General features: G+C 51.1%; 31 protein-coding genes. All 31 read left to right on the plus strand.

What is annotated here, in order from left to right; genetic code table 11:
* On the plus strand, positions 1-746 hold a 746-nt coding region (locus BACCOPRO_RS09325; RefSeq protein WP_008143045.1), incomplete at its 5' end, for a hypothetical protein.
* 69 nt (positions 747-815) lie between these two features.
* Positions 816-1715, plus strand: a complete 900-nt coding sequence (locus BACCOPRO_RS09330; RefSeq protein ID WP_004293658.1) for a DUF932 domain-containing protein — start codon at positions 816-818, stop codon at positions 1713-1715.
* 11 nt (positions 1716-1726) lie between these two features.
* Positions 1727-2317 (plus strand): tyrosine-type recombinase/integrase, encoded by a 591-nt coding sequence (locus BACCOPRO_RS09335; RefSeq protein ID WP_004293659.1) that lies wholly within the window; start codon positions 1727-1729, stop codon positions 2315-2317.
* 81 nt (positions 2318-2398) lie between these two features.
* A complete protein-coding gene (locus tag BACCOPRO_RS09340) occupies positions 2399-3067 on the plus strand; it encodes a hypothetical protein (protein WP_004293660.1) in 669 nt (222 codons plus the stop codon).
* 130 nt (positions 3068-3197) lie between these two features.
* The gene (locus BACCOPRO_RS09345) at positions 3198-3788 is read left to right on the plus strand and encodes a hypothetical protein (protein WP_004293661.1); all 591 of its coding nucleotides are present in this window, start codon (positions 3198-3200) and stop codon (positions 3786-3788) included.
* A complete protein-coding gene (locus BACCOPRO_RS09350; RefSeq protein WP_008143046.1) occupies positions 3775-5679 on the plus strand; it encodes a hypothetical protein in 1905 nt (634 codons plus the stop codon). Before BACCOPRO_RS09345 ends, BACCOPRO_RS09350 begins: the two co-directional genes overlap by 14 nt.
* Positions 5676-6548, plus strand: coding sequence for a DpnD/PcfM family protein (locus BACCOPRO_RS09355; RefSeq protein WP_004293663.1), 873 nt, complete (start codon positions 5676-5678; stop codon positions 6546-6548). The genes BACCOPRO_RS09350 and BACCOPRO_RS09355 overlap by 4 nt, the downstream gene beginning before the upstream one ends.
* Before the next feature lie 140 nt (positions 6549-6688).
* Positions 6689-7360: a hypothetical protein gene (locus BACCOPRO_RS09360; protein WP_004293664.1), complete on the plus strand. Its 672-nt coding sequence runs from the start codon at positions 6689-6691 to the stop codon at positions 7358-7360.
* Positions 7357-7707 carry a hypothetical protein gene (locus tag BACCOPRO_RS09365; RefSeq protein WP_004293665.1) on the plus strand — a complete coding sequence of 117 codons (351 nt, stop codon included), beginning with the start codon at positions 7357-7359 and terminating at the stop codon, positions 7705-7707. Before BACCOPRO_RS09360 ends, BACCOPRO_RS09365 begins: the two co-directional genes overlap by 4 nt.
* A gap of 15 nt (positions 7708-7722) precedes the next feature.
* Positions 7723-8028 (plus strand): hypothetical protein, encoded by a 306-nt coding sequence (locus BACCOPRO_RS09370; protein ID WP_004303937.1) that lies wholly within the window; start codon positions 7723-7725, stop codon positions 8026-8028.
* Positions 8029-8047: 19 nt separating this feature from the next.
* Positions 8048-8467: a hypothetical protein gene (locus BACCOPRO_RS09375; RefSeq protein WP_004303935.1), complete on the plus strand. Its 420-nt coding sequence runs from the start codon at positions 8048-8050 to the stop codon at positions 8465-8467.
* A 32-nt stretch (positions 8468-8499) separates the two neighbouring features.
* Positions 8500-9018, plus strand: coding sequence for a hypothetical protein (locus tag BACCOPRO_RS09380; RefSeq protein ID WP_004293668.1), 519 nt, complete (start codon positions 8500-8502; stop codon positions 9016-9018).
* Between the two features lie 34 nt (positions 9019-9052).
* Positions 9053-9232 (plus strand): hypothetical protein, encoded by a 180-nt coding sequence (locus BACCOPRO_RS09385; RefSeq protein WP_004293669.1) that lies wholly within the window; start codon positions 9053-9055, stop codon positions 9230-9232.
* Positions 9213-9476 (plus strand): hypothetical protein, encoded by a 264-nt coding sequence (locus BACCOPRO_RS09390; protein WP_004293670.1) that lies wholly within the window; start codon positions 9213-9215, stop codon positions 9474-9476. Before BACCOPRO_RS09385 ends, BACCOPRO_RS09390 begins: the two co-directional genes overlap by 20 nt.
* Before the next feature lie 11 nt (positions 9477-9487).
* Positions 9488-9991: a hypothetical protein gene (locus BACCOPRO_RS09395; RefSeq protein ID WP_004293671.1), complete on the plus strand. Its 504-nt coding sequence runs from the start codon at positions 9488-9490 to the stop codon at positions 9989-9991.
* A gap of 17 nt (positions 9992-10008) precedes the next feature.
* Entirely contained in the window at positions 10009-10713 is a 705-nt protein-coding gene (locus tag BACCOPRO_RS09400; protein WP_008672671.1) for a radical SAM protein, read from the plus strand.
* Positions 10714-10733: 20 nt separating this feature from the next.
* Entirely contained in the window at positions 10734-11636 is a 903-nt protein-coding gene (locus BACCOPRO_RS09405) for a hypothetical protein (RefSeq protein ID WP_004293673.1), read from the plus strand.
* Positions 11637-11737: 101 nt separating this feature from the next.
* Positions 11738-12214 carry a MutS N-terminal domain-containing protein gene (locus BACCOPRO_RS09410; protein WP_008143055.1) on the plus strand — a complete coding sequence of 159 codons (477 nt, stop codon included), beginning with the start codon at positions 11738-11740 and terminating at the stop codon, positions 12212-12214.
* A gap of 38 nt (positions 12215-12252) precedes the next feature.
* Complete coding sequence (locus BACCOPRO_RS09415) at positions 12253-12699, plus strand: hypothetical protein (protein ID WP_004293675.1); 447 nt, start codon at positions 12253-12255, stop codon at positions 12697-12699.
* A 124-nt stretch (positions 12700-12823) separates the two neighbouring features.
* Positions 12824-13228 (plus strand): hypothetical protein, encoded by a 405-nt coding sequence (locus tag BACCOPRO_RS09420; protein WP_229120435.1) that lies wholly within the window; start codon positions 12824-12826, stop codon positions 13226-13228.
* Positions 13229-13240: 12 nt separating this feature from the next.
* On the plus strand, positions 13241-13834 hold the full coding sequence (locus BACCOPRO_RS09425) for a hypothetical protein (protein WP_008143060.1): 594 nt from the start codon (positions 13241-13243) through the stop codon (positions 13832-13834).
* Positions 13810-14145: a helix-turn-helix domain-containing protein gene (locus BACCOPRO_RS09430; protein ID WP_004293678.1), complete on the plus strand. Its 336-nt coding sequence runs from the start codon at positions 13810-13812 to the stop codon at positions 14143-14145. Before BACCOPRO_RS09425 ends, BACCOPRO_RS09430 begins: the two co-directional genes overlap by 25 nt.
* A 3-nt stretch (positions 14146-14148) precedes the next feature.
* Positions 14149-14805, plus strand: a complete 657-nt coding sequence (locus tag BACCOPRO_RS09435) for a hypothetical protein (protein WP_008143063.1) — start codon at positions 14149-14151, stop codon at positions 14803-14805.
* Positions 14806-14827: 22 nt separating this feature from the next.
* Positions 14828-15136, plus strand: a complete 309-nt coding sequence (locus tag BACCOPRO_RS09440) for an LPD28 domain-containing protein (protein WP_008143065.1) — start codon at positions 14828-14830, stop codon at positions 15134-15136.
* A 13-nt stretch (positions 15137-15149) separates the two neighbouring features.
* Positions 15150-15560 carry a hypothetical protein gene (locus BACCOPRO_RS09445; protein ID WP_008143066.1) on the plus strand — a complete coding sequence of 137 codons (411 nt, stop codon included), beginning with the start codon at positions 15150-15152 and terminating at the stop codon, positions 15558-15560.
* A gap of 154 nt (positions 15561-15714) precedes the next feature.
* Positions 15715-16038 carry a MutS N-terminal domain-containing protein gene (locus BACCOPRO_RS09450; RefSeq protein ID WP_004293682.1) on the plus strand — a complete coding sequence of 108 codons (324 nt, stop codon included), beginning with the start codon at positions 15715-15717 and terminating at the stop codon, positions 16036-16038.
* A complete protein-coding gene (locus BACCOPRO_RS09455) occupies positions 16010-16666 on the plus strand; it encodes a hypothetical protein (protein WP_008143069.1) in 657 nt (218 codons plus the stop codon). The genes BACCOPRO_RS09450 and BACCOPRO_RS09455 overlap by 29 nt, the downstream gene beginning before the upstream one ends.
* A gap of 162 nt (positions 16667-16828) precedes the next feature.
* Positions 16829-17359 (plus strand): hypothetical protein, encoded by a 531-nt coding sequence (locus BACCOPRO_RS09460; protein WP_004293684.1) that lies wholly within the window; start codon positions 16829-16831, stop codon positions 17357-17359.
* On the plus strand, positions 17356-17754 hold the full coding sequence (locus BACCOPRO_RS09465) for a ribonuclease H family protein (RefSeq protein WP_008143073.1): 399 nt from the start codon (positions 17356-17358) through the stop codon (positions 17752-17754). The genes BACCOPRO_RS09460 and BACCOPRO_RS09465 overlap by 4 nt, the downstream gene beginning before the upstream one ends.
* 10 nt (positions 17755-17764) lie before the next feature.
* Complete coding sequence (locus BACCOPRO_RS09470) at positions 17765-17968, plus strand: hypothetical protein (RefSeq protein WP_004303920.1); 204 nt, start codon at positions 17765-17767, stop codon at positions 17966-17968.
* A 456-nt stretch (positions 17969-18424) separates the two neighbouring features.
* Entirely contained in the window at positions 18425-19423 is a 999-nt protein-coding gene (locus BACCOPRO_RS09475; protein ID WP_008143076.1) for a thioredoxin-like domain-containing protein, read from the plus strand.
* The last annotated feature ends 30 nt before the right edge of the window (positions 19424-19453 follow it).

Consider the following 19453-nt stretch of genomic DNA (forward strand, 5'->3'; position numbering starts at 1 on the left):
TTTATACGGAACGAGGCGACCTGGTCACCTGTTCCGATTGCGGCAAGGTGATGCTCCTGCCGTATGGAGCGGATAAATGTCCCGCCTGCAAGAAAGAAGGTTGCCTGGTATGGACGGACGAAAGCTTGCGGGAAGCCGACATCGACTCCCTGCTCGAGAGGCACTGTAACCTGCACCAGAAGAGCGAACTGCAACCGGAGGAGTATCTTTCACTTTCCATACTGGTGACCGAGTATATTCCATATCTGGCCGATAAACCGCAGACAGCGCGTGAAACCCTGTTCCTACTCCTTGAAACCGGCTCTCTTTTCGAGAAATACTGGCGGGATACAAGATGCTTCCAATCCGAAAATATCTACACGCCCGCCATCAAGACACTGCTTGACAAACTGGACGTGAAACTGCGAGAGGGCGACACGATTCCGGTAGAATACCAGGATTGCCGCTCCCTGGAGGACTTCTTCAGGGTCGTTGCCGGCGAGCGTCCGGCAAAGGAAGAGGTATCGTTTTCTTCAGATAAGGAGGGAAACTATTATTTCAACGGACGCAAGGTCAAGGTGGAAAATTCTGACGAGTACGCCTACCGCCTGCTGAAAACCAAAATACAGACGAGCTACCGGCGTCCGGTAGATTTTTACTTCCGCTTCCTTGCCCGTTTCGGACCATACGGAACTTATGGCAACGTGTATTACCCGAGTATCACGGACCTGATATGCAGGCGTTACCTGCCTGAAACCGCAAAATGAATTCCGGAAAGGCGATGGACAACGGTTCACCGCCTTTCTTATTGTATAACTTTTTTAATATCAATCATTATGGCAACAGCATTAGCAACAACGGCCGCCCCCGTGCAGTTCGATTTCCAGAACAACAACGTCGAGGTGATGACGCTCGACACGCTCCGGCGCACACACAAGGAAAATGACATCTATGGCAACCCGCTCAAGGGAATCTACCATTACGAGGTGATAGAGCGCATGGCGGACATCTGCCAGAAACACAACCTGAATTACGAGGTGGAGGAAATCTTCGCCGCCCAGAACAAGAACAAGGCACAGCCCGGCGTGGTCGTCCTGCCCCAGGTGGAACAAAAGTACGGGGCGATGGCCGTCGAGGCGCATATCCTGCGCCGCGTTTATACGACCATCCGCATTAAGGAATGGGAAACGGACGAGCTGACCACGACGCTTGTCATCGCCTTCCATCAGGACGGCATCCAGGCGGCCATCGGCCCGTGCGTCAGGGTGTGCCACAACCAGTGCATCCTCTCCCCCGAACGCAGTGTGTCGAACTACGGGAAAGACAAAGTCACCACCGAAGAGCTTTTCGGTCGTGTAGACGAGTGGCTCTCGAACTTCGAGGTACAGATGAACGAGGACAGGGAACGCATCCGCCGCCTGAAAGCGAAAGTAATTACCCCGGTGGAGATGTACGCCTACATCGGATTGCTGACAGCATTGCGCGTATCGCATGACAGTTCCGACAAGCGTCTTTCGTCCAAGGTGGAGACCTATCCCCTGAACCAGTCCCAGATTTCCATCTTCACCGAGGACCTGCTCAAACTCACCGAAGAGAAGAAGACGCTCACGGCGTGGGATATCTATAACGTGGCAACCGAAATCTACAAGCCCGGACGTACGGACATTCCGGCCATGATTCCCCAGAACGGGGCGCTGGCCGAGCTGATGCTCTCGGAAGGGTTGCCGGAATCTTAAAAGGCTGCCACGTGACAAGAATCAAGGGACAACTGACGACAGCCGACTACCTGCCCATAGCGGAATATAACAGGCTGGTCCGCGGGCTTGAGAAGGACGGCGAGTACCTGTGGGAGACCTACTGCTGGCTGTCGTTCTGCACGGCATGCAGGGCCTCCGACGTGAGGACCCTGCGCTGGAAAGACATCTTAGGAAAAAGCACCATGACCCGCATCGAGCAGAAAACAAAGAAAAACCGCCTGATCAAGTTCAACAGGGACGTGCAGGAGAAGAACCGTTTCCTGTACGAGATGCTCGGACAACCCGCCCCCGAACAGTACATCTTTCTCAGCCCGCGTACCGGGAAACCTTACTCGCTGGAATACATCAACAGGCTGCTCAAGGTATTCAAGGTAAGGTACAGGCTGCCGATCAGGGCATTCTCCACACATACCTTCCGCAAGACTTTCGGGCGCTATGTCTACGAGCTGATGGGACGCTCGGCCGAGGGCCTGATCCTGCTCAACCAGATATTCCGCCATTCCAACCTGGAAACCACCCGGCGCTACATCGGGCTGGCGCAGGAGGACATCGACAAAGTGTTCGATTCCATACGTCTATGAGAATATTTTCAACGATGCCCGGAACCCGAGCGGGAGGTTCCGGGCTATGCTTTATATAACATATCAAAATCAGAACTGTAAATGGACACACCGATATATATCGACACATACTTCCGCGTCGAGTCCGGCTATGACGGCGGTCGCATGCCGGAAGAGAAAGCCGGACGCTTCTTCGACGAGGTAAAGCGCCTTTTCACGGAAACAGGGTTCAGCATCAAGGAAAACAAATACAAAGACGGTTGTCCCGAGGTGTATCTCGGAAAGACATGCCTGTACTGTCATCCCCAATCGTTATCGGGCCCTGTTCTTAAAGAGCACATGGAGCTTATCGAGAAGATTCTGGCACAAGGAACGACCTTCCGGTACCTACGTACTGACACTTACGGCGAGATTCTCGACCTGACGGAGGAGGAAGAACTCGCGTATTACCACAAGACTCATGACATGACTATCGGGGGTGTCTTTCTCGACGCCTTCCGCACCAAGCGCCGGAACCTGTACAAGAGCCGGGAGCAGGTGCTGGAAATACTCGTCGAAAAGCTGCGTGTCAAGACACTCCGTGGGAAGTCCGTTTATTCGAACACCTCCCCGGCATACCGTTATATCAGGGAAATGTACGGGAAAATGGTGTCTGAAGGACGGCTCGTCGAGGGATGCAAGCAAACCGCTTCCGGGAAACTGCCGCTCTGCCGCACGGCAACCGGCAGGGAACTGAAAATGAAAAGACGGGAAGACGACAGGACGGAATGACACGCGGTTCCGTACCGGACATGGCCGGATACCAGTCCGAAGACTTCTGTAAATCATAATTTTCAAGCCGGACTGTCAATCGAAAGAAGGACGACCCGGCTATACTTCAACAACAAGAGATAGCACTATTATGAGCATACAAATCGGAAAACTGTTGCCGGACGGCAGTGTCCGGCACATCAAGGCGCTCCATGAGACGCTTTCAAAAGACCTTGTGAGGAAACTCCGGGTGTTCTATCCCAATGACAGACGGGTAGATGCCCTGCTGTCGCTGGGCGACATACAAAAACTGGGACCGTCACCCTATGGAAAATGGACAGGAACCGGCGATACCGTCCACTGTTTTTCAAAGATCCGTGACGGACGGGAAACACCGCGGCAATCCGCATCACGCATCGCGGACAACGCAGACATTTTCGGCCGCATGGAGGACACGTGCCTCCTGTTCGATAACGGCAGATGGCATGTCATGGACAAGGGAGAATACTGTGAACAGCCGCTCTTCGTCGAAGATACGCCCTCCCATGACAGCATGAAACCGATCACGGTATATGTGAACAACCATGTCCGACTCGAAAAGATAAATACACCGCAGCACTGGCAGGGACTTGAGGAACTCGCCGAACGGGAATCCAGGATACTCTATGTCTACCGGGGGTGCCGCCTTGTGAGAATCGTCCGTTCGTCCAACCTTAAAAAGAAACTGTATGCGGCACAATAACATCGTATCGGCCATAGAATGGCTGCCGGAACACCTGTTCACGGAAGAGATCGTGGAAGCAGCCGTCGAAAGCAAGGAAATAGAGGTGCTGAGCCATATTCCGGGACGTTTCCTCACACCCGGACGTATAGAACGAATCATCGCGGGCAGCACGGAGAGCTGGCACAGCTTCGAGCTGCGCAATATTCCGGAGGCGTACCGTTCGGGAGCAGTCTGTGACTACGCCATGCGCAAAAAACCGAAGAATATCACGGCCGTTCCCGAAGCAATGGTTACCCGAGAAATGGCAGAAGCGGTCATCCGAAACGGACGCGGGGATTTCGACATTCTCGCCTTCATACCTGAACGCCTTTGGGATGCGCAACTGGCATACCTGGCCTTGCGCAGCTATATTTACGACCCGTATTACACGGACAGCAGGACAGACGCCGTCATGAAAACGGGGCTTATCCTCGGATATGTCCCCGTTGAGGTAAAGACTCAAGAGTTCTATTACGGGATGCTCGACGGGATGAAAATATTGAGCACGGTTACCGATGCCGTCGTGCCGTCCCGTTTCAAGACTGCGGCATACTACCGCAAGATGGCGGAACATGACCTCTCGCTTGTTCCCGCCCGGTTCTATTCCTATGAGATTCTCCATGCGGCTGTCTGTTCGACCGAAGGAAAAAACTTCATCACAGACCCCCAGTTTTTCAAGCCGTTGTCGGTATATCTGGACGACATGCTGGCGGACCGGCTGATGGAGAAACACCCTTACATGTTCGGGGAGTTGCCGAAGCGGTTCAAGACACCGGAAAGACTGGTCATTGCCATCGATAACAGCAAACGGGAGACGAACTGCTATATCGACGAGGAAACTGAACAATCCCTGCTCTCGGTGGAAGTGTGCAAGGCATTCATCCGAAGAAACGGCAACTGTCCCGAATTTCCTGAAAATGTATGGACGCGGGAATTTGTCGACTACTGCATGGAGCACGGGACGAGTTTCCGCTGGTTCCGCCAGATGCCCAAAAAGTTCCAGAGCTCCGCGAACACGCAGGCGGCGTATGATTACGGTCATTACCATATCTGTGACTTTGCCAAACGGTTCATCACTCCGCAAATGGCGAAGGAGTGCTACCAGGAGCGCAGTTATGCACATGCCATCCCCGGACATTTCCTCACGGAGTTCTGCCGACAGACCGGACTGCCCGAGAAGTTCTACGGCGGGGAAACCACGATGCTGTCGCTGAAAAACAGCCGTGACGACTATACTTACTGCAAAGTCGGCAATACCTGTCTGGCCTTTTACCTGAAAGAACAATACGAGCCGTCCTCGGCACATCTGATGATGACGCGGTCGGATTCAAAATACTGCACGCCGGAGAAGGTGTTCGACGTGCCTGTCGGAACCTTCCACCGCACGTGGCTGGAAAAGATCGTGGCGGAAAACGACCCCCGCTTTGTCAAACCCCGTGTGGACAAAGCGTTGAAAGCCGTACAGGCGGTCTGCTATTACGGTGTCGAGAAGTTGAAGGACCTGAACCGTACGGAAATCTTCCGCAACACCTTCATGGGTGAGACCATCGGTTACTGCGCCCGCCGCAGGGACCTGACCTACCACAGCGACAACTGCGGGACCCTTATCGAGGGCTTGAAGTTCAAGATCCGGGGAATGGCTGTCCCCGTAACCTTGGCGGAAGACATGACTCCTTATACGGCCGACATGCTGCACCGGAAGTTCGGCTTCTGCTATATCGGAATGACGGCATTCGCCACGGACTACGGCCTGGACATGGAGAAGGCATACACCTTTGCACAGATGCGCCAGATCGTAAGGGAGAAAGGGCACAAGCCGTCATTGAGAAACTACAAACGTGAACTGAAACAAATAAACATCATACAATGAAAAAATACCGGATAGCTATCGAAGAGACGCTCCGTAAGGTCGTGGAGATCGAGGCAGAAACGCCCGGTCTGGCCGTCTGCAGGGCGGAAGACGAATACAATGAAGAGAAACACGTGCTGTCAGCCGACAATTTCGCAGGAGCTGACATCGCGCTCTCGACTGATGACAGCACGGTCATGGAGACTCTGGAAGACGTGGATTTCATCGGATACGTGCAACGCCGTTTCGAGGAATGCCGGGAGTCCATATCCGTCGAAGACAAAGTCCGGCTGGCATTCGGAAGTTTCGACAACGCCCTGTATGAGTTCGGCGAATACCGTAAGGAGGCGGCCCGGAACCGCCCGCAGGTCTACCTGCTGTACCGGAGCGATGCCTGGCACAACCGTTCTTCCATGGAGCTCATAGCCCCGTTCTCCTCCCTCGAAAACATGATGGAGTACCTGCGGCGTAAGAAGAAGGAATTCCGCCTGACGGAAAGTGATCTGGAAGAGTTCAAGAACAACCGGCAGACGAAGGGGCGCGACGAAAACTACCTGTACGAGTCGGATTATTTGGATGTGCTGCCGGAACAGGAACCCGAACTGCCGCCGAAAGATGACGCTTTCTATGACAAGGTTTTCACCTGCGGGCAATCCGAGCTGTCACGCAGGGAGTTGGAATCTCTGCCGGAGCCGTTCGATACCTACCATGTTACGGACGAAGAAATGGAACAGATTGTGTACGAAACGGAAATGGAGACACGGGACCGGCTGCGGCTCGGTAAAAGAAAGCCCATAGATTTTGACAATGACCGCCATAGTGAAATCTGGTGGGAAGAAATGGAAAAAGCAGTGGTAAGGCACGGCGTACCGTACTACGAGGCCGAATAACGAAAATAGAACCTGTTCATCACATGCCATAATGATGACGGGCCGTCGCGGCTACGGCTGCGGCGGTCTTTTTTTTCAAAACGAGGTGAGTATTCCACCCCTTATACAAAACGATTACCTACTCTTAAAAAAACGGATTTATGAAACAGACAAGACAGGATTTCTTCACGGCGAACGGGGAAGGAATCAAAATCATGACATTTACGGAGTTCGCCCGGCATATCCTGCGTATGGAATGCGGGGAAAGTCTGGAACTGTATGCCGTTGTGAACCGGCAGACACGGGAATGCTCCCGGCCGCTCTCTGTCAGAAAGGAACAATGGAACGGTACGCCCTTTTACCTGCTCGGCGGGCACGGGCAGGAAGTCCGTACCATCAATTTTGCGGGTCGTCCGAAAGAGGAGTTTGAAACGACCTGCCATGATGTCTTGGACAGCTACGATGCCGTGGAAAGTATCGGGGCGGTCGTGTCAAGACTGCGTGAATTATCTCCTGAAGAACTGCATAAGCGGATTGCGGAAGAGATGAAGACCGGCTGTAAATACCTGTTGGTCTACCGCAGCGAGGAGGAGATGACGGCCGCACTCGACGGCAAGATATACGCCATCAGCGATACGGACGGCAAATTCCTTTGCGACCTGTATCAGCCGGATTATCTCCATCTGGAAAACGGGGGCGATATTGTGGACACCGCATCCATTCCGGACATGCATTTCCATTCCGATTGGGCAATCGCCAACCCCACGGTACGCGACAAGGTGCTCTCCTCCCGGATGGTGATTATATATACCCACGAAACGGTAACGCTATGATAGAGATTGGCAACAGGATAGAAACGCCGGAAGGTGTGTTCTATGAACTGGAATACGGAGGGGAAGGAAACATCTACAAGAACGAGGATGCCTTTCTCAACCGCCCCGATGAAGTGTGCTATGTACCTGAATACGCGGCAGAAGACCGTGAGGACTGGCGTGTGTCGGAGAGCAGTGACGGCTGTTTCACGCATAACTCACTGCTCGCCCTGTGCAAGGGTAATGAAGAGGTGTGCCAGGATCTGTTTTACAGCCTTGAATGGACGTACCCGACCACCTTGCTGGAAGAATGGGACTCGAACGGCTATTTCGATGAGATCGAGGGCTGGTATGACAGTAACGATTAAATGGAACGGCATATCATGGACAGGAAATACAAAATCACATACTCGGGAAAAATCACGGGCAAGACCCCGAACTACATATTGAGCCTGCGGGCGCATCTGAAAGGCATCTTCCCTGAAATGGAACGGTATGGTAAGGAAGAATTCGACCACGTGCTTCATTGCATCAGCTCGTTCATTGATGATTTTACCTTCAAGGTACGCAATTCCCGATACCGGGGAGACATCCTGAAAAGGACTATCAGTAACGACTGCCTGAAAGTGTTCAACCTGGGTGACGAGAAAGTGATACTGACCGTCTCCTTCACCCCGCTGGAAACATGAAACCAACAATATGACAGATATGGATAAAATACAGAAAGACAATGCGGAGCCGGGCAAAGCCCCGGACAAAATGAGCGCCGACAAGCTGCATCTGTTCGCCACCCAGTACGCCTTTATCGACGGACGGCTGCACGAGGCCGAGCAAGCCATGCTGAAATTCATGCTGGAGTTCCTGGCACAATATGGCCGCGTATCACTCGGCCTTACAGAAGAGGAGGAACTCGATGACAACAACTTCCCCGTCACGACAACCTTGTACGGGAAGCACGACACGCCCCGTATCAAGCTTACCGATGTCTACCTGACGGATGACGGGGAATATCTCCTTGCTGACGGAATAGATGCGGAGACCGGGGAAAAACGGGACGGATTCTATATCTACAGCGAACAATACGCCGATATCTTCCAGTTCGTCGGCCACGCTTCGGAGATGAACTGACGAATGAGGAACAACCATAAAACGAAATATCAATGGACTGTATCAAAGATTTACAAGACGCCATCCGCAACATTCTCGTGAACAACGGCCTTACGGAACTCTGTCTGGGAGAGCCTGACGAACTGGACGATCCCACCTATATCATCTGGTATGACAGGCACTGTGAGCCTCACGAAGACCCGGTATTGAAGGTTTACCTTGAAAATGAGGGCATTGCCGTTGAGGTCGAAGCCCGCAGTTTCGGGAACACGATAACCGTCTACGATTATGACATAGACCGTATTGAATGGTGGAAAGGCATTCATGCCAATATTCTGGAAGTGCTGGAGCGTGACGGCAAGCGCCGGTGTCCGGCCTGTGGCAGGACGGTCAAGGGGAAGCAGCGGTATTGCGGTGCCGGATGCCGTGATTTCATGACTCCCGGACCGACAGTGGAGCAGGTCGCGGAAAAAGCCAACCGGAATATCCGCAAACTGGCAAGCCTTGCCGCCGGAAAAGACAAGGCGTACCGGAAGCGGCTGATAGAGAAATATACCGTCGGTCCGTCATAAGCCGGCTTTGTTACACTAAAAAATGTATGATATTATGGCAACAAGAACCATTTACCTGACCGTACGGCTCGATATCGACAACCCGAAGGCTGATGAAATAACGGACGAAGAGGTTGACGAAATTATCAGCGAAGTGGACTATGAATTCAAAAATTACGGGGACTATGAAATCGACACGGAAATCTGCGGGAAAAATGACGAAGGTGGTCTTTAGACGCTATCCCGACGGACAGGTCATCGCCCTGTTCCCGGACATACCGTGGAGCGGACGGCGGGGTGAAATAACCTCCTACATGCATGTCGGCCAGCATGGCGCAGCCGACTATGCGGGCGTGATCGCCATGACACGGCCAGCCCATGAAAAGGAGTACCGCAACCCGCTTTCCGAACTGAGAGCCATCGGTTACGATGACCTACACATCATGCGGCGTGCAAGACCGAAATTCATAAACAGCTAAAAACAAATCTTATGTCTCATAAACCGAATGCCGTTCCTGTCTTGCAGGAGGGAACGGTCTATACAATTATACTTGACAACGGACGAAAGGTCCACGACGTAATCTATCATGCCTGTGTCGCCTCCGGCAAGTCGTATTTCGCCAAAGGCGATAAGACCTATCCCGCCGAAAAGGTGCGGAACCATTCAATCACCGGACATGCCGCATCGGACGGCTCTAGAAGGAACGGCACACCCAATCCCGACCGCTTCGCCATCACGGATGAAGTGTGCGAGGTCGTTGATGTAGTTACCACGCCGGAAACCAATCCGGAAATGTTCCGGTGTCGTGTCAAATGCCTGATGTATTCAGGCCTGTCACAAGCCGAGGCTGAGAAAGTCATCGCTTCAACGCCACTAAAGCTGGAACTCTTCTACGACGTAGGCCGTGGCAGTTTCGCTATTGACGCCGAGGCAGTTGGCAACACACCGCTGTATAATCCTTACACGGGAAAGGAAATCCCGGATGAAACCTAAGCCGAACTACATCGAATATGAGAGAACTATATATCAAGAATCTCTGCATCGAGATTACCCGACGTTGCAACATGCGCTGTACCCATTGCATGCGGGGAGATGCCGAATCCGTGGATATCCCTTTGAAACATATAAGCAACCTGCTGCGGCATGTCAGGCATATTCACCATTTCAACATCACGGGCGGCGAGCCGTCGCTTAACGTCCGGGCCATCCGCCATATCCTCGAACGGGTACGCGCCTACGGTATTACTGTCAATGACTTTTATATCGTAACCAACGGCTCTGCCACATCCCGTTCGGAGGAATTCATAGAAGCCTGCGCCGCACTGTACGAGTACCAGGAGGAAAAGGAACAGGACTCCGGCCACATGCTCGAAATGAGCGACGACCGCTTCCATGATCCGGCAGAGCATGCCGCCACGCTCGCGGCACTTTCCCCGTATCCCTTTTTCGGAGTCCGGGGACAGGCCGAGCGTATCTTCCTTTTCCGGGAAGGCCGCAGCACGGAGGGGTTTCCGAACCCTGTTCATGGGATTTATCTTACGGAGGAGAACTACGTTTACGGCGACCTCTGTCTCAATGCTGAAGGCATGGTTCTCTCCAACGGGGACCTGAGTTATGCCCGCCAACGGGAACATGCCCTGTGTCCCTGCGGGAAACTGATGCAATATCTCCGGATGACCTTGAAAAAGCGTCAAAAAGAAAGATTGTACGAATAAATACACAAATCAAAAAACTTATGTCAATCGTATGCAGTATCTGCGGCGGCACTGGAGTGAAATGTACCGCCGTCATCGACCCGAACACCAGACAGTTCCTCGAATTTACCCGCAACGCCTTGTCGGACGGCCGGTGCAGCCAGTGCGGCAACGTTGCCCTGACCGACCCTGACGAAGTAAAAGCCGGGCTGGACAAGCTTTGGACGGAATATACGGCGCGGCATCGTGCCGCCCCCAACTACACCTGCTGCGACATTGTCCGGCATGGTGATTACGACGGGTGTGAAAAGGCGTATATCCGCATCGGAGGCCCGTCAGACGTGGTCGAGAAGTATCCGGTCGTGGCCGTGTGCCGCGACCTCGAAGAGCTCAAATCACTTGCGCTCCCTGACCCGACGCGAGAATTTACCCTCATGGGAATTCAAGGGTTCGAGTTCCACGACGTGTTGGAAAACAAGACCTACGAGATCGGGGTGGACGACCTGAAAATTCCCGTCACGACGAAAGAGGTGCTGGACTTTTACCCGGCGGAACATCGGCTGAAAGAAACGGACATCGAACAATATGCCGCGGCTTACACGGCCCGTATCAAGGCGTACAGGGAGTATACCCGTCAGCTCGACGCCACACTCGTGCGGCGGCTTCTCGACAAAGAGCGGCTGATGAAAGTCGGCGAGAGCGACGGTTTCCGCTTGAAACTCCATTTCGACTGGTTTGTCATTTTAAAGCGGGAGAACGAAAGGATGTACGCGCCTTTCAAATACGCTGTAAATGCTTATTGTCTGGATAATATCCAAACTTTCGACCGTCGTTATGTCACGCTCGAAGATGCCTTGCTCCACTGCCTGAACGGTTTCAACGAGAACGCGAACATTCCTAACCGTTACAAGTCCATCGGGCATTACCTGTCGGGGAAATCCTGACGACGGGCAGTGTATCGACGGGTTACCGGAGGCCACGGGTGCTTTCCCCTTGACCGGAATACCGTCGGAACAAGTAACAATGTAACCAAAGAATAAAAAATATGATGAATGATTATAAAATCAAGAACATTCTCGAATCCCTGAAAGAGGAGGTCGAGAACGGGAAGGTATCCCTGCGGGAAGCTGCTGTCGAACTTCATAAAGCCGGCTGGACGAATTTCATCGACATCGACGCCACGAGGAACCTACTGAAGACCCGGAATGTAACGGGGAACGGAAATGTCCCGGGAGTTTCCGACATGATGGGAAAATACCGCGAGATGAAAGCGGCGCACCCGGATGCCCTGTACATTTTCCGAAACGGGGAATCTTGTGAATTGTATGAGGATGATGCCATCGCCGCTTCCGGCATTTTGGGCATTGCCACCGCCGAACGCGTCGACGGGCAAGGGAAAGGCGTCAAGGAACTGCGGTTTTCTTTTCGTGACCTGGACGTGTATCTCCCCAAACTGATACGCGCCGGAAACCGGGTGGCTGTCTGCGAACCGAATCAAACCGGTTCGGGCAAACGAGTTTGATAACCATTAAATAACAAATATTCAAAACCCAAAGACACATGATAAAGATAACAACGATTTTCGGCGAGGACGCCGTACGGGAATATGAAGAGAACAATGAACTGCCTTCTGAAGAATGGCTGGCGGATAACGGGGGCGTCGTGGACGAGAAAGAGTTCGAGACTGAGGCGGAGTACAATGCCTACATCGCCGGGGTAAACGATGCCGACGGATGGAGTGATTATCATATCATACGCCACCGGTCGGAAGAGGCGGACACCTCGAGAGAGGAAAATCTCTGGCTACGTCTCGGAATTAGCGTCCGGGGCAGCCGGGAGGACATCGAAAGGATTCTAAACGGGGACACCGAAACCCTTCGGAAACTGCTCGATGCCGGACGTTATGGGATTGGCGGAGAGACCTATGTCCCTGGTTCGACCGTCGAGGGGTACAACGAGGACCACGACACGGAGTTCGAGGAGGAAGACGTGGAGTTCCATTTATAATAAAACCACACCATCTGCAATAATGATAACAGTAAAAGTTCTACTCGGTAAGGATACTGTAAGCATATACAGGAAAACCGGGGATATCTCGTCGGTGGAGAGCACGGCCGAATCCGGGGGATATGTGATAACCAGACATTTCGAGACCGAAGCTGAATACAAAGCCTACGCAATGGCTGTGGAAGACCTGGACGGACATGAAGACTGGCAGATGCTGGCTCCTGCCGTTACGCCGGAAGCTCCGTTCCGCAAAGGGGAATTTGTCCGGCTGACAGACGATGCAATTAAGCGGATACGTGAAAGTTTCGGGGACGGACCGGCTGACTACAGAAAGGAAATGATTTTGGAGGTGATTGCCTGGTGCCGCTATGAAGGCACATGGATCATTGAAGTCCGAGATATCCGTGAAGACGATACTCAGGAGTTCGATGCCGTTTTTCTGCGCCCCTTGACGGCACGGGATCTCGTGGCTATTTCCGCACCCCGACACCCGCTATCCACTGCGATATATCCTATTCACATCCGATAACTTAAATGATGCATGATGGAAAATATATTCATACTGCCCGGAAACGAACAGGAACTGTTTAACCGGTATTTAGATAACAACGAATACGGCCCTCTGAAAGAACGGCTGGAACTGGTCAGGAAAGCCTTGAGCAACAAGCTTTCCCCGGATGAACGCAATAAGCACGGGCTGAACGTGGGTGTGCATGAACTGTCCATGGAACGTAAGGAACTGGAAAGAAAGATATTCCAAATGGCACTCAAATCCTTTGCAGAACGGGTTTGTGACGAGCAACGCGCTCTTTGCGAACAGGGGTTCTGGCAGGCACCGTGCGGCAAAGAGGCGGAATATATCTCCTCCGCTCCGGTTCCGGACCTTGTAACGGACGTGAAGCAGTACAAGACCATTTGCCGCTGGTGGGAGAAGCTGTCCGATACCAGGAGGCTGAAGGTAGCGGCGATGTTTGCAAACGAACTGGGACCGATATACGGGCACGACACCGAAACGCTGGAACGGATTTATAGCCGCTGGTTTCTACTCTCCTTAGATGGCAAACAACGCATCTACCATTCATGGACCACAAACGAAAAACAGACTTCACTATGCCATACAAAAGCTCGGGAATAATCATCAGCGGGACACAATATGACCGCAGGCAGAAGCTCACTCCTTTTCAGAAGGCTGAAATTTTCCACCGTTACATGACAGAAGCTGTCAGCCAGCGCCAGCTTGCCCGGGAATACGGTGTCAGCCGCAGGCTGATAACCTTCATTGTGAACCCAGAAAGCGAAGAGCGGAACAAGGAACTGCTGAGAGAGAACAAGGCAAAAGGCTTGTATAAATATGACCGGAAGAAACATACCGAAAATATACGCAACCACCGTCGTTACAAACAGAGATTATTTCAAGAAGGTAAAATCATACTAAAAGATGGATAGACAATGAGAATACAGGAGAAACAAAAAGCGTTGGAACAGGAAGTTATAGCCAACCTGTGTGCGATACCGAAAATGCCGGAAAATATGTTGCCCCATACGGTATATGTCGAGGAGGAAGGGGAAGACGGGTATGGGCACGGGATACCGGTATACACCATGTACCGGTTGGAGGAGATACGCACGGACGGAAGCTGCACGCTTTACAACGCGGAAAGCCGGGAGCGTTTCACCTGCCGCCACCTGCATGAGATTAACATGGACTGGCTGGTGACAGTCTGGGAACGTTATCTGGAACTCTGTGTCGAGCAGGATATCTGGAAAGGGAATGCCGTTGCATTCCTGAAAGACCGTACCGGCAAACCGGAAGAGGAAATCATTTCATTCGTGGAAACCTCGTGGGACAAATGCCAGGCTTATACAGACAACCTCAAGGCGTTTCTTGGGGAAGATAAAGACCGGGAAATATGGATATTCTCTTTCCCGCTGGACGAATTTGAACGTGACGTTCCGGCCGGGAAAATCATCGTTGATTACGAAAATAACCCCGCAACGCGGGTTGAGAAGATGATACCGCTGGAATTTACGGCCAACATCAATGATGAATGTTTTGATGACCGGAACAATTGGGTAAGAGCCATTGAACTTCCCAAGCAGGAATAATAAACTATTTGAATCAATAAATATGATTACAAAAGAAAACATTGGCAACGAGACCTTTGAGTCTATGACCATCAATGACACGCCTGCATTGTTTACGGATATGCGGATTGACCGGAATGCCGTTCCGGAGGGACTGTACGCATACGATATCCGGGAGTCGGATGACGGGGACCGTCTGGCGACCATCGAACCGACGGTGATGGTAAATCATGGCGGAACCATCCTGACCAGGAAAGAGTTTATCACGGAAAAGGACGGCTATGTACAGATTGACGAATACGGTTTCGAGGACTCCATGACACTGGAAGAGTGGCTTGAGGAAAACAATTAAATGTATAAAGGATATGGATATTAAGGAACTGACAGAAAGGTATCGGGATCGTTTCGATGCCCATTACCTGCAAGACGATAACGGAACCGGCAGAAAAGGTCGGAAACGGAAAAAGGAAGTTGAGACCCCGAATTTTCTCAAGGATGTCATCCGGCCGATCCTGGACACTTTGCCGGACTTGTTGCCGGAGTACGGGTTCACCAAAACTACGGATGATTACGCCATGTACGGCGAGTATTACCGTATCAAGGCGGGTATCGTCCTCGTGGGAGGTTTTTCCATCGATGAGGATTTTAACCTGTACTTCACGCCATTGTTCCATGGCAAAGCCTGCGGTAAGAGTCAAAAAATCGACAGCATCGGACAACTCGTTGAAATCATCCGCGAACAATTTGAAAGAAGGGAGGTGAAGATGAAAGGATAGTTTCATGCAATAGACATGGGTCGTTCCGTAATTTATTGTATATTTGTCAGATGAAGAAAGTCTGTATATGTATTTCGGACGAAAGCCCGGCAGTTGAACGGATTACAGGCACTTTCATGTTTGGCTGACATCAAACCTAATATATCTATTTGATATGAAAAAGGAAGAGATTATTCGCCGCTGTTACGGCGGCATGAAGGAAAGGCATGGCGTGGAAACCATCATCCTTTTCCATGTCGGAGATTCATTCGAGGCGTATTTTGATGATGCCGAAACGATTACCCGGATCACGGAAGTGCCCCGGTTCAAGATGACGGCGGCGGGTATACCTGCCATCAGGATTTCCGACGCCGCCTTGGAAGAATGTAGAAACCGGTTGCTGGATGCAGGATGCAAGGTATGCGTGTCCGAGGTCCGGGGGGTATCCGGCCGCCACATTCTCAAAATCAATGAAACAAATACGGAAACGGGCCGATGAATTGGTATTGATAGCGGCAGCAATAGGTCCTTGGACACTGTTGGTGGTAGCGGTATTAATCATCGGAACGCTGAAATGCTGTCTGACCACGGACTCGGACAGCATTGACGAAAGTATCAACAAATCACCGGGGATAGTCGCGCATGTCATGGTACTGGACAGTACGGATAATGGTTTTCGGGTGGTTTATGCGACGGCTGAGCCGGTAACGGATGAAAGGTTTGCCGAGATATGCGACAGGCCGGGTATTCTGGAGGGGTTCGAGAACCTGAAACGGAAAGCTCCCGAACACTTTGGCGGCAACCTGCTGGAAACCGACATCTGTGACTTCGCGTTGTACGCCTACCGGTTTCCTATCGATAAGGACGTACGGATACACAATATCTTTGTCGCCGGTAAAGAGAAAATGGACTTCTATGTCCGGAACAACCCGGACCTGCCCGGGTGCGCTACATGGATGCACCACGGTACGGAACAAGGGAACCAATATCTGAATGCTGACGATATAAATCACTGTATACCCAACGGAAGGCGGATTTACCGTTATTGGAAATGCCGTTATCTACTGCAAACTTCTGATACTGACGAGCGTTTCAGTCATTTTACAGAGGAGGAAAGGCTGTACTGAATGCAGCCTTTTCTCTATATATATTACACATAACCATCTGAAAATTAATAACTAAAACGTTTTGTTGGCGTGAAAAATTGGCATATATTTGTATGGAAAAGTGACCCATTGAAAACAGATTGTCAATTGAAAGCAATAGATTGAATATGAAAGAACAGTAATATGACATCGGAAAAATCGCAACTGAAGTTTGCGAGATCGGAAGAGACGGGCGAACTGATAGGGTTCGTTTCGCGCCATTCCAAGACACGTAAATTGATGGGAGTCCGTGAAGACTCAAGATTCGGCAAGCAGATTTGTGTCCTTTCGGAAGACCTGAAAGGAACTCTCGAGCCAAACATACTATACTCGGTAGAGTTGAAACCCATGCACAAAGCCAACGGGTATGTAGTCGTTGCCGCTACCCCCGTGTTATTTCAGGCGCATGTGGAAACAGTGATCGTCCCGAAGACATTGTATCAAGTAACTGTGACGTTCGGCAACAAAAAGATTTTCTTCGACCCGAAAGACGGCAAGAGCGTAATGAGCCGCACAATAGACGGTGTGCTGGAAATCCTCAAGGGACGCAAGGATATCAAGTACAAGGAAGGTGTCATCACCGACTATCTGAATCAGGCGCGTGCTCTGGTACGACGTATGGAATCCGACGGGTTCATCTATACGGGAGACAGACATCAGGGAGGAATTCAATGAAAGAAAAACCGGTCGTGGGTATTGCGACCGACGGTGCCCATTCTGCAAAAGAGAGGTTGACACGCTTCCGGGCTGTCGACCTCTCTTCAGGAAAAGAACTCTTTTCCAAAGCTATCGGTAACTGGACGAACAATATCGGGGAGTTTCTCGGCATTGTCGAGGCGGTCAGATATGTCATGGAACATCCGGAAAGTCCGCGAACAATCTACTCGGACAGCATTACAGCCATCACGTGGTATTGTAACAAACAGACAGCCTCTTCACGCAGATGCCCGGCATTGCAGAAAGCGGAGATATTCCTCAAAGTGATGGAGGCAAGAATCAAGGACATCGAAGTGCTGCACTGGGACAACCGCCTGTGGGGTGAGATTCCTGCCGACTTCGGAAACAAATAACAACATCAATATGGCAAAATTAAAATCACAGTCACAGAAATATGTTGAGCTGAAGGAGGAAGACTACCTGCTGCTCATCGAGAATACCATCAAGATGGAAGCCCTGAAGATTGCCGGTATCGAAAAGATGCCCATATACAAGGCTATGGAACATATCCTTGAACACGAGCACATCGACCTGCTCGTCAAACCCGTTTCAAGGAGATATTCTTGATTTTTTTAGGTGGACAATAATACACCCCACAAGCAAAATCAATGCTTATCAGTACCAAATGATAGTATATAATAACAATTAATGTAAATCAATGCAAATCAGATGATTAAGAAAGTGGCGCATGTACGGAATTATCTATACCATACATGCGCCACTTTGCTCTATACACTTTTTGATTTCCTTGATTGATAAAAGAAGGTTCTTTTCCAGTGTTTTACAATCCGACTTTTTTATATACTTTTGTCTTCAGTATCAGTTGGTTATTGAAACCCTCTATGTATGCTTATAAGTAGAGATTAGCTTTTTTAAGCGAAACTAACTACTGGTTATCAATCAATTATCAAACAAAAAAAGTTTGCCGGCTGACATGCCCTTTTTTTATTCATGAAAAAAGATTCATAAAATCAGCCGGTTCACCAAAAAATTGTGTACTTTCGCAAAAAACAAATCGGAACAATGAAAGGACGCCATTCGCTATTGTTGATACTAGCTCTTACTCTGCTTCTTCCCGCCTGCCGGAAAGAAGTCAAATTTGAACTGACAGGAGAACTCACCGGTCTGCAGACAGACAGACTGTTAGTCATCTATGACGATCCGGTAGCCAGACTGGACACAATCTTTCCGAAAAACGGAACATTTACCTATACATTTATTCCTGATACATTCACCAATTTCCGACTGGTGAACGACTCTGGTATGTACATCCCGATATTTGCAGGAAAAGGCTGGGAAGTCAGGCTGAAAGGAAGCTTCCGCCACCCTGAGACAGAAGGTGACGGGCCCAACTCCGACTACCGTGATTTCCTGAGCAGCATCAGCGGCCATGAGAATGATACAGCCTTCCTCCGCAAGCAAGCTGAAACCTTTATCCAGAGCCATCCGGAATCCTTCGCCTCGGCCTATGTGCTGGAACAATACTTCATCCGTACAGCCAACCCCGACCGCGACCGGATCAGCCGTCTGATGGAGCCTCTGACAGGCAGGGTGAAAGACTGCCGGGTACTTGCCCCCGCCACTGCCCTGCCGGGTGAAAAGAAGAACGACAGCCGGTTTGTCAGCTATTTCTCCTGCAAGGACCGCAACGGGAAATACCTTTCCTGGAACAGCGGCAAGGAAGCATACACGCTGATCAGTTTCTGGGCCAGCTGGGATGCAGCCAGCATCAGCGAACGCGATTCGCTCTTCAGCCTGCTCAGCGATTTTCCTGAAGAAAAATTCAGGGTGCTGAATTTCTCGCTCGACACCAGCCGCGAAGACTGGCTCAAGGCCTGCCGCGAAGACAGCAAGCAATGGATGGAGACCTGCGACTTCAAGGGATGGGACAACCAGCTTGTCAGGCAGAACTCCGTCGCCCGCCTGCCGGCCAACCTGCTGATTGACCACAGCCGCAGAATCCTCGGCACCGGCCTTCACGGAGAAGCCCTCAAGGCGAAACTGAAGGAACTCATCAAATAACCGGAAAAACATACAATAAAGAAAAACACA

This window comes from Phocaeicola coprophilus DSM 18228 = JCM 13818 (genome assembly GCF_000157915.1).
Taxonomy (GTDB): Bacteria; Bacteroidota; Bacteroidia; order Bacteroidales; family Bacteroidaceae; genus Phocaeicola; species Phocaeicola coprophilus.